Below are 8,412 nucleotides of genomic sequence, written 5' to 3'. Positions count from 1 at the left end.
TGTCCCCGCAACCACTGATACCGACACTCCCGCAGCGTTCGCTGCGGGAGTGTTCTTTTTTGTAGTCTTTCCAACGGCTTGGTGCTCAACCCAGTTCAGGATCGTGCCTAGCTCGCCATAAAGCATCGCTTCGATCTCGCCGCGATTGGGACCGGGACGCAATACGATCTTCTCGATCAGCGTGCGTAACGCCTCTGCTGCCTCTGCCCTCCCTGCCGGTCGGTTCAGCGTCTCCGTCAACTGGGCAACCTTCTTGGCGTAGATCGCCGAGGCGCTCGGCAGCAGGGCCGGGACATCCTCCGGCACGTCAGCGAGGAGGGCGGACAGCTCGGCCTTGCGTGTTTCCAGCTTCTCGATCTTCTCTTTGAGCGTCAGGGGAGGCAGGCCGGCCAGAATGGCGTTGATGGCCTTCTCCAGCTCGCGCCCGGTCTTCTCAAGCTCTACCCGCCATGCGTCGCCATTGGACCGGCGCTCACGGTTGAGCCGGTTCATCTCCTCCGCATGGGCGCGCATGGCCTCCGCCGCTATCTCTGGCGACATCATCCGGTCCTTGAGGCCAGCCAGCACGCGGTTCTCCAGCTCTTCGCGCAGGATCGTACGGCTGTTGGAGCAGGATTTGTTGGCGATGTGACTCGAGCAGGCGAAGCGGCCAGCGCCACGAAGCGAGTAAGGGCCACCGCAGCAGCCGCAGAAGATCAGGCCGGACAGCAACGACTTCGGCCGGCGTGCGCCGTTCAGCTTGTTCTTCCTGTGGTGCTCGCGCACCGCCTCGGTCACATTGGCATACTTCTCGACGATCTCGCTCTGACGAGCGCGCACCGCCTGCCAGAGTTGGTCATCGACGATTCGCAACTCGGGGACCTCGGTCACGATCCGGTCAGAGTCCGGATTCACCCGCGACACGCGCCTGCCGGTGGACGGGTCCTTCACATAGCGAAGTCGGTTCCAGATCAGCCGCCCGATATAGAGCTCATTGTTGACGATGCCGGAGCCGCGTTTCTGGTGCCCGCGGATTGTCGTGTCGATCCAGGGCCTGCCGGCGGGCCCAGCAAAACCTTCGTCGTTCAGTGTCTTCGCAATGGTGCGCGGGCCGATACCGGCCGCAAACTCGCGGAAGATGCGGCGCACGACCTCGGCTTCATAAACGTCGATCTCGCGGTCACCTCTGACCAGTTCGCCGCGGTGGTCCAGCTTCCTAACGATCTTGTAGCCGTAACAAAGCCCGCCGCCGGACTTGCCGTCTTCGACTCGACCGCGCAGGCCGCGATGCGTCTTGGCGGCGAGGTCCTTTAGGAACAGCGCGTTCATCGTGCCCTTCAGCCCAACATGCAGCTCTGTGATCTCCCCCTCTGCTAGGGTGACGATCGGCACGCCGGCGAACTTCAGATGCTTGAACAACGTGGCGACGTCGGCCTGATCCCGGCTTACTCGGTCCAACGCCTCGGCGACAACCAAGTCAAACTGGCCTTCCTGTGCATCCTGCAGCAGCATCCGGATGCCAGGCCGCAGGATCATACTCGCTCCGGATATGCCCGCATCCTTGTAGCAGCCGACGATTTGCCAATTTTCCCGCTTTGCTTGCTCGCGACAGATGCGGAACTGATCCTCGATCGAGGAGTCCCGCTGGCTTTCAGATGAATATCGGGCGTAAAGCGCAATGCGGGTCATCTGGTGTGTCTCTCGGCTTCTATCGGCCCGTCAGGCGGCTTCGTCCTGGCGAGTGGGGCGGATCAGCACCTCGGCCGAGATGCCGAGCTGCTCGTGCAGGTTACGGATCATCTCAATCGAGAGGCCGCGTCGGCGGTTAAGCACCTCGGCTACGCGGCCCCGTGTTCCGATTATCGGTTCCAGATCTTTGCGGGACAGCCCCTGCTGCTCCATGCGGAATTTGATCGCCTCGATCGGGTCGGGCGGGTCCATCCGATGGTGCTTTTCCTCATATACCTCGATCAGCGTCGCCAGCACGTCTAGCCGGTCACCCTTCGGCGTGCCGCTCTTTGCTCCCCAAAGGCGCTCCACTTCGGCAAGCGCTGCCTCATAATCCGCTTCGGAGCGGACGGGCTTCAGGTCAGTCGCCATGCTTTACCTCCATTACGTCGATCCTGTCATAGGCCCCGTGGGCGCCAATCCACTTGATCCAGACAATGCTCTTCTCGAAGTCGACCGCCACCACCAAGCGATAGGCATTGCCCTTGATGTTAAAGACGATCCGCTTGGCGCTGACGATGCTGGCCGTGGCATAAAGGCGCTTCACATCAGCCGAACTTTTCCAGTCCGCCTTGCTGACTTCGTCGAACCACGCATCTAACGCAGCCTTCACTGCCGGCTGGTCTCTGTGCCTCTCAAGCCTGTCGACGAACTCCCGCAAAGTGTGACGGGCAATAATCCTCATGCTGAAACCTTACTTTGGTCCCGAAATGGGTGCAAGTCAAATCTGCAAACGACCCCAGCGGGAAGTCTCGCCGGGAATGGAAAGCTGCCCGTGGCAGGGTTCAGGGGCGATCATCGGACCGCGTCCCGGCTTTCGTACGCCGTTCGGCTGTCAGCCTAGGTTCGAACTGCTCGCGGGCGATCTGACGGCCGATTAAGCGGGCGAGACGTAGGATAGCCGCGTGTGCGACGGCCGGAGATCCGGCAGACGTCTCGGACTCAACCGCCGTGTCGCGAACCTCGATCCTGGTCCTATCTCGTTTGACTGCCATGCCTACAGACCCGGTCCGAGCATTATCAGGGACCATCGGAAACCCATTGCAGGCAAAACGGAAGGGGCGCGCCGCCATTGTGCGGCGAATCGGATACGACGACTTGGAAAAGGGCTGGTTGGCCGGGACTCACCTGCTGAGCACACGGGAGCGAATCGATTCAGCTTTCCGTCGTGGGTTGGAGTCAGAAGACCGCTACATCGCGACACCCACTATCTTTGCCGGCGACCAGATCGAAGCTACGGCCGGATTCTTCGTTGCGTTCACCCGCGCCAAGCAACGCGTTGTCTTTACGTATTGCAGGCGTCGTGGGGAGCGAACTAAGATTGCAACGCTTTACAATCTCTTGAGCAACGCCGGGGTCAAGAGCATAAAAGTTGCGTAATTGTGTCATCCGCAGCCGCGTCAGCGAGCCTGATGTGCTCCTCTGCGCCGGACAATAGTTTTGCTTAAAATCCGTCTATTAATCTTTTTCTTCCAACTCACCTGTGGCGCCGAGAGTTTCCGTTTGAGTCTCGTCTGCTTGAGGAAACGATACTCCTTGTCATGATAAATGTATCCCATCCGGTAGGCGTGCTCGATGAGATCGGCGTTGGCGTTGGCGGAGAGGTCCGCCTCAATACGCTTCAGACCTTCAAAGAGGTTGCCGGTATCAATTCCAACGAAGCGGTTGATGCAGACGTTACCGACATAGGTCGTTGCGCCATTGAGCCGATTGCGAATGTAGCAATGTTCGAGAATATCCTGACCGCAAGGGCATTGATCAAATTCTTCGCTGATCTCCACGCCAACCAGGTCCCATTCAAGCCGAGCTGTCTCGAATGACTTCGAGTTCGACAGGGGAACGATGTGTGCTTTAAGACGCTCGAAGTCATGGCTCTCCATCGGGCTTAATTCCCGTCGTATCTTGCCTGTTGAGCCCGCCACCGATCACGCGCCGTCATATCCTCGCTTTCTTCCTCGTCCTCTTCCGCGCGTTCGTGCCAGAGCATGATCAAGGCAAAACCGTTTTTCTGAAGACAGACCTGTTCACTCATGGTTGGGGCGCGTTGCCCACGGGGCACCTCAATCCAAATATCAGGCAGCCGGCTGTCAATCTCGCTGGGAACGCCGATCTGCAGGCCTTTTCGGTAGAATAACGAACCGTATGGCACCGATTTGTTGCGGCTTGCTACGACGAACGGAAAACGGCTTCGATTGTGGTAAACCCGTCCAACCTTCCCATCCTTGACGACAATGAAAGCCAGGGCTTCAGGGTGATAGTCCGCATAGGACCGCGCCATCGCCTCTTTGCTGACATCAAATTGATCAGCCAGTTGAAAGACATGCTCTAGACTCGGCGTGGGATGTTTCTTGAAGGCCTCGCGCAGTTTCGTGGGCGGCATCAAAATCAGGGAAGAGAAGCGGTTCGCTTCAACCTCCATTTTTGCCCGACGATCACCCTCCTTCGCGGAGAGCGTACGAAGGTCTTCCCTTGAGCAGAGAAACTGGCCGGCCTTGTCTGGGATATGATTTGCGATCAGGAAGTGACCGAGTTCGTGCCCGATTGTAAATCGACGCCGCGGTTGGATCACCCCTTTCTTAACGAGAATGATGCCACGGCTGCGGTGGGTGTCGGTGATCAAGCCTCCTTCAAAGCCCTCTGTCTGAAGCTCAGCGATTTCTTCGACTTCGAGCTGAAGCGCCAGTTCCTCGATCGGCACAGGGAGCGGAAGGTTTGGTTCATGCTTCAGGATCAGAGTAACGAGTCCTTCAGGCGACCCTGTATCAGCCAAATCCATCCGCGAGATATCCATTCTACTTCCCCTTGGGCTTTAGCCTGTCCATCAGCATCTGGATTGTTTCCCGATCTTGCGGATCCAGGGATTTGAGATCTCTGTACATCGCGACGAGGCCGGGCTCCTCGTCTTTTCCCTCTGGATTCTCCCCGACCAGATCAGCGATGGCAACGCGAAAATGCGTAGCGAGCTTTGTGAGAAGTTCAATTGACGGGTTCGTGCTGCGGCCGGACTCGAGATCATAGATGTGTGTCTTGGACGCTCCGATAGCATCTGCAACTTCCTGCAGCGACTGGCGGCTTTTTCCCCTGAGTTCTTTGAGCTTGGCAGCCAAAGACATATTAGAAATGCTCCCTGAATCACTGAAGGCGCGTGCACTCGCGCGCCGCGCCGTTCGGTTTATCTGTACAAAACTATAGCACAAGGATTGACGATCGCAATCGTTCGATTTATCTGTACGAAAGTGGCCGGCCGAATCTTACGGTGACTAGAACCTTCTCAGGCGCAGGAAGAGTGCATGTTTCACGATCAGCGACTTATCATGCGGGACGGAATGCTCATCGGCGCTCTTGAGCGGATGTGTGCCACGCTGGAGATATCGCCGAGCCAGGCGGCGCTTGCGAAGGAGCGCTATGACGGCGTCGGCGGATGGCTGGCGGAATCGGAGGATCCTTTGCTAAAAGCAATGGGAATCTTTCTCCAGGGATCGACAGCGATCGGGACGACCGTAAAGCCGATTGGCAGCAATGAACATGACGTCGATCTTGTCGCTCATGCGCCTGGTCTTGGGAATTGGATCGAGCCTGTTGCATTGAAGAAAGCAATCGGCGACCGGCTAAAAGCTAACGGTCACTATAAAGCCCTGCTGGTGGAGATGGCGCGTTGCTGGCGGCTCGTCTACGCCAATGAATTTCATATGGACATTACGCCGTCTATTCCGAACCGCAATTGCAACATGGGTGGCGAGCTCGTTGCCGATCGGGCGCTCAAGATTTGGAAGCCATCAAACCCGAAGGGCTATAAGGCATTGTTCCTTGAACGCGTGAAGCTGGCGCCTCGTTTCCGGGTGACGAAAAGCTTCCATGCGGAAGATCGCGCGCGTGCCGACATCGAACCCTATCCGGAGCAGGTCTATTTCAAAGGTCTGCTACAAAGGCTCGTCCAGATTTTGAAGCGACATAGAGATGTTTTCATCGCAGTCAACGAAATCGACCTGTCTATGTCTCCGATTTCGGTGCTGGTTACAACGTTGGCATCCCAGAGTTACGAATACTGCGTAAAGACGTTTACCTACGACACGGAATTAGACCTTCTCTTCGACGTCATCCGGCACATGCCTGACTTTGTTGAGGTGCGCGGCGTGAACGGTCGGATGCAGTGGTTCGTCTGGAACGAGACGACCAAGGGCGAGAATTTCGCCGAAAAGTGGAACGGTGATCCCAAGCGCGCAGAGATATTTTTCACTTGGCACTCTCGCGCTCTCAGCGATATTAGCCGGCTGAAGGATGTCGAGGGAATTGACGGCCTAAAGCGGCAGCTCGGCGATGCGTTTGGCTCCGGTCCGGCCAAGGCCGTAGTTGACTCGATCACCGAGGATATCTCGGTCTCTCGCCGTAGCGGAACCCTTGGCGTAGCGCCGCGCATTGGCCTCGTGACCGGCGTTACCGCGGCCGGCGTAACGCCGGTACGCGCCAACACTTTTTTTGGCCGGTAGTTCCGATGCGTTTTTCCGATCCGAAGCCATTAACCGCCGCGCAGCAATTTCTTCTCTTGACGAAGAACCCACTGTCGGCAGGCGAAGGCGAGCTCGGATCGGGAGGTTTGAGGTGGCATTACAAAGCATCGCCCACACCTCTCTCCCGCATTTATGACGCGCGGCTGGAGTTTGCGCCCAACCGTTCGCCGAGAGTGTTTATAGACGACCCCGATCTCCCGATGCTCTCCGGCGGAGAGGACATTCCACACGTTTATGATCAGAAGCCTACTCGCCTCTGTTTGTATTTGCCGCGAACCTGCGAATGGCAACCATGGATGCGGCTCGACCAGTCCATTGTTCCGTGGACGTCGCTATGGTTGTTCTATTTCGAGGACTGGCTGACCGATGGCGAATGGCGGGGAGGGGGAGAACATCCGATACATCGTGATGTTGAGAAGCGCATTAGTCGGAGTCGCTTGCAACGGCGGCATGCATCACTTCGAAGGATCGATTGAATGGCAAAGTCCAAAATTCACTACAAGGTCCAGTGTGCGCTCTGGGCACGGTCGGCAGGGCGCTGTCAATATCGCGGCTGCAACTGCGAACTCATCGGTGAACTGCTGTCTGGCAAAGAAGACAAAATGTTCGGTTTCGTTGCGCATATCGTGGCGGACTCCCCCAATGGCGCACGCGGTCATCCGATCCGGTCCACGCTGCTCGCCAAGGATATTGCGAACCTGATGCTCCTCTGCGCCAAGCACCATCGCCTGATCGATGATGAAGCGCCTGACGATCATCCTGAGCAACTTCTGCTCCTCATGAAGAAGGAGCACGAACAGCGGGTTCGCCTGGCAAGCGGCATCCAACCGGATCGCGCCTCGCATGTCATTCGTTTCGGGGCCAGCATCGGCAAGAATGAAGCACTTGTCGCAAGAGAAGATATTTTTTCGTCCATGCTACCGGATCGCTCGCCGGCATCCTTCGAAACGATCGATCTCGACATGCTTGGCCTGTCGTTCGATGATTTTGACGAACAGTATTGGCAAATTCAGCAGGATAATCTTCAACGTCAGTTTGCCGACAAGATCAGGGGGCGAATCGAACGACAGCAGATTACCCATGCCAGTGTTTTTGCGCTGGCACCGCAACCGCTCTTGATTGAACTTGGACGACAGCTCTGCGACATTCTGCCCGCCGTAATTCATCAACGGCATCGTGAACCTGCGACCTGGAAATGGCAGAATGATACGCCTTCGATCGAATTTCAAACCGAAACACCGAGCGAGATCCATCCGACGGTTGCGCTTATACTTGGCCTCAGTGCTTCCATTTCCCAGAACCGGATTACTTCCGTCCTTGGCGATGAGACTTCGATATGGTCGTTGACCGCAAAGTCGCCACATAACGATATCATGCGGAGTTACGCCGATCTTGCCCGCTTTCGGCAAGAGCTTAGGCAGCTGTTCGACACAATAAAGTCAGCGCATGGAGAAGGTGCGACTATAAACATGTTTCCGGCTTTGCCCGTTTCAGCGGCAGTGGAAGTCGGACGTGTGTGGATGCCAAAAGCAGATCTTGCCTTGAATGTGTTCGATCAAAATCGCCGGGCTGGCGGATTTGTTTCTGCCATCCAAATTCATTGACTTGTCGAGTAGTGACTATCTAGTCGACCGTGAACTATCCGCAAGCCATTGATCTGGCATGTTGATTGAGGCGGATAGCGGCTTTTGAATTGCAGGATTGGCGGTTTATAAGCGCTGTTTTCCTGCAATTCGGTTTTGCGATTCCCTTGTGCTGCGGAGCGTGATTGAACTAAACCGCTGCCGCGGTAGCTGATGCGGGGTCTGGCCTGAGGAGGCCCCTGTCTGAGAAGATTTGGTGTCGAGCCAACCTTCCAGACAGGAGAACCCCAGATGGCCCAGATAAGCCCTCTGCGTCAGCGGATGATTGAAGATCTGACGATCCGCAATTTGTCACCGGAGACCCAGCGATCCTACGTGCATCACGTGGCGAAGTTCAGTCGATTTTTTGGACGATCACCCGATCAACTGGGATACGAAGAGGTGCGCGCCTATCAGGCCCACTTAGTGGGCCGAAGGGTCTCGTGGGGCGCGTTGAACCAGACCGTTTGCGCCTTGCGTTTCTTCTACGGCGTGACGCTGGGTCGATCTGATCTGCCTGAGCGGATCGCTTACGCCCGGACGCCGCGCAAGTTGCCGGTCGTGCTGAGCGCCGA

General features: G+C 56.8%; 11 protein-coding genes. 5 read left to right on the top strand and 6 right to left on the bottom strand.

Annotation, left to right across the window (positions count from 1 at the left end; genetic code table 11):
* The 3 genes from BQ8482_RS35485 to BQ8482_RS35475 all read right to left on the bottom strand — a co-directional run.
* A partial coding sequence (locus BQ8482_RS35485; protein WP_133254896.1) for a recombinase family protein occupies positions 1 to 1,668 on the bottom strand: 1,668 nt, incomplete at its 3' end.
* A 30-nt stretch (positions 1,669 to 1,698) separates the two neighbouring features.
* Positions 1,699 to 2,079 carry a helix-turn-helix domain-containing protein gene (locus tag BQ8482_RS35480; RefSeq protein WP_123151798.1) on the bottom strand — a complete coding sequence of 127 codons (381 nt, stop codon included), beginning with the start codon at positions 2,077 to 2,079 and terminating at the stop codon, positions 1,699 to 1,701.
* On the bottom strand, positions 2,069 to 2,392 hold the full coding sequence (locus tag BQ8482_RS35475) for a type II toxin-antitoxin system HigB family toxin (RefSeq protein WP_123151797.1): 324 nt from the start codon (positions 2,390 to 2,392) through the stop codon (positions 2,069 to 2,071). The genes BQ8482_RS35480 and BQ8482_RS35475 overlap by 11 nt, the downstream gene beginning before the upstream one ends.
* A 356-nt stretch (positions 2,393 to 2,748) precedes the next feature.
* On the opposite strand from BQ8482_RS35475, the gene BQ8482_RS35465 reads away from it, so the two are divergent.
* Positions 2,749 to 3,087, top strand: a complete 339-nt coding sequence (locus BQ8482_RS35465; RefSeq protein WP_133254895.1) for a hypothetical protein — start codon at positions 2,749 to 2,751, stop codon at positions 3,085 to 3,087.
* Positions 3,088 to 3,107: 20 nt separating this feature from the next.
* Here BQ8482_RS35465 and BQ8482_RS35460 read toward each other — a convergent pair whose 3' ends face one another.
* The 3 genes from BQ8482_RS35460 to BQ8482_RS35450 are packed head-to-tail and all read right to left on the bottom strand — an operon-like array spanning position 3,108 to position 4,820.
* Entirely contained in the window at positions 3,108 to 3,587 is a 480-nt protein-coding gene (locus BQ8482_RS35460) for a hypothetical protein (RefSeq protein WP_123151795.1), read from the bottom strand.
* 5 nt (positions 3,588 to 3,592) lie between these two features.
* Entirely contained in the window at positions 3,593 to 4,498 is a 906-nt protein-coding gene (locus BQ8482_RS35455) for an ImmA/IrrE family metallo-endopeptidase (RefSeq protein ID WP_123151794.1), read from the bottom strand.
* A gap of 1 nt (position 4,499) precedes the next feature.
* On the bottom strand, positions 4,500 to 4,820 hold the full coding sequence (locus tag BQ8482_RS35450; protein ID WP_123151793.1) for a helix-turn-helix domain-containing protein: 321 nt from the start codon (positions 4,818 to 4,820) through the stop codon (positions 4,500 to 4,502).
* A 177-nt stretch (positions 4,821 to 4,997) separates the two neighbouring features.
* On the opposite strand from BQ8482_RS35450, the gene BQ8482_RS35445 reads away from it, so the two are divergent.
* The 4 genes from BQ8482_RS35445 to BQ8482_RS35430 all read left to right on the top strand — a co-directional run.
* Positions 4,998 to 6,194: a nucleotidyltransferase domain-containing protein gene (locus tag BQ8482_RS35445; RefSeq protein WP_123151792.1), complete on the top strand. Its 1,197-nt coding sequence runs from the start codon at positions 4,998 to 5,000 to the stop codon at positions 6,192 to 6,194.
* A 5-nt stretch (positions 6,195 to 6,199) separates the two neighbouring features.
* Entirely contained in the window at positions 6,200 to 6,691 is a 492-nt protein-coding gene (locus BQ8482_RS35440) for a type II CBASS E2 protein (protein WP_123151791.1), read from the top strand.
* Positions 6,692 to 7,819 carry an SAVED domain-containing protein gene (locus BQ8482_RS35435; protein ID WP_123151790.1) on the top strand — a complete coding sequence of 376 codons (1,128 nt, stop codon included), beginning with the start codon at positions 6,692 to 6,694 and terminating at the stop codon, positions 7,817 to 7,819. It abuts the gene before it with no gap.
* A 270-nt stretch (positions 7,820 to 8,089) separates the two neighbouring features.
* On the top strand, positions 8,090 to 8,412 hold a 323-nt coding region (locus BQ8482_RS35430; RefSeq protein WP_165848843.1), incomplete at its 3' end, for a site-specific integrase.

It is taken from the genome of Mesorhizobium delmotii (assembly GCF_900149755.1).
In the GTDB taxonomy this organism is placed as follows: domain Bacteria; phylum Pseudomonadota; class Alphaproteobacteria; order Rhizobiales; family Rhizobiaceae; genus Mesorhizobium; species Mesorhizobium delmotii.
Note: the sequence above shows the minus strand (reverse complement) of the source record. Positions and strands in the feature narration are given on the sequence as shown.

Excerpts from the sequence above, each read along its gene's own strand:
- BQ8482_RS35435 (WP_123151790.1), top strand. The coding sequence starts at position 6,692 with ATGGCAAAGTCCAAAATTCACTACAAGGTCCAGTGTGCGCTCTGGGCA.
- BQ8482_RS35445 (WP_123151792.1), top strand. The coding sequence starts at position 4,998 with ATGTTTCACGATCAGCGACTTATCATGCGGGACGGAATGCTCATCGGC.
- BQ8482_RS35480 (WP_123151798.1), bottom strand. The coding sequence starts at position 2,079 with ATGGCGACTGACCTGAAGCCCGTCCGCTCCGAAGCGGATTATGAGGCA.
- BQ8482_RS35460 (WP_123151795.1), bottom strand. The coding sequence starts at position 3,587 with ATGGAGAGCCATGACTTCGAGCGTCTTAAAGCACACATCGTTCCCCTG.
- BQ8482_RS35440 (WP_123151791.1), top strand. The coding sequence starts at position 6,200 with ATGCGTTTTTCCGATCCGAAGCCATTAACCGCCGCGCAGCAATTTCTT.
- BQ8482_RS35450 (WP_123151793.1), bottom strand. The coding sequence starts at position 4,820 with ATGTCTTTGGCTGCCAAGCTCAAAGAACTCAGGGGAAAAAGCCGCCAG.
- BQ8482_RS35475 (WP_123151797.1), bottom strand. The coding sequence starts at position 2,392 with ATGAGGATTATTGCCCGTCACACTTTGCGGGAGTTCGTCGACAGGCTT.
- BQ8482_RS35455 (WP_123151794.1), bottom strand. The coding sequence starts at position 4,498 with ATGGATATCTCGCGGATGGATTTGGCTGATACAGGGTCGCCTGAAGGA.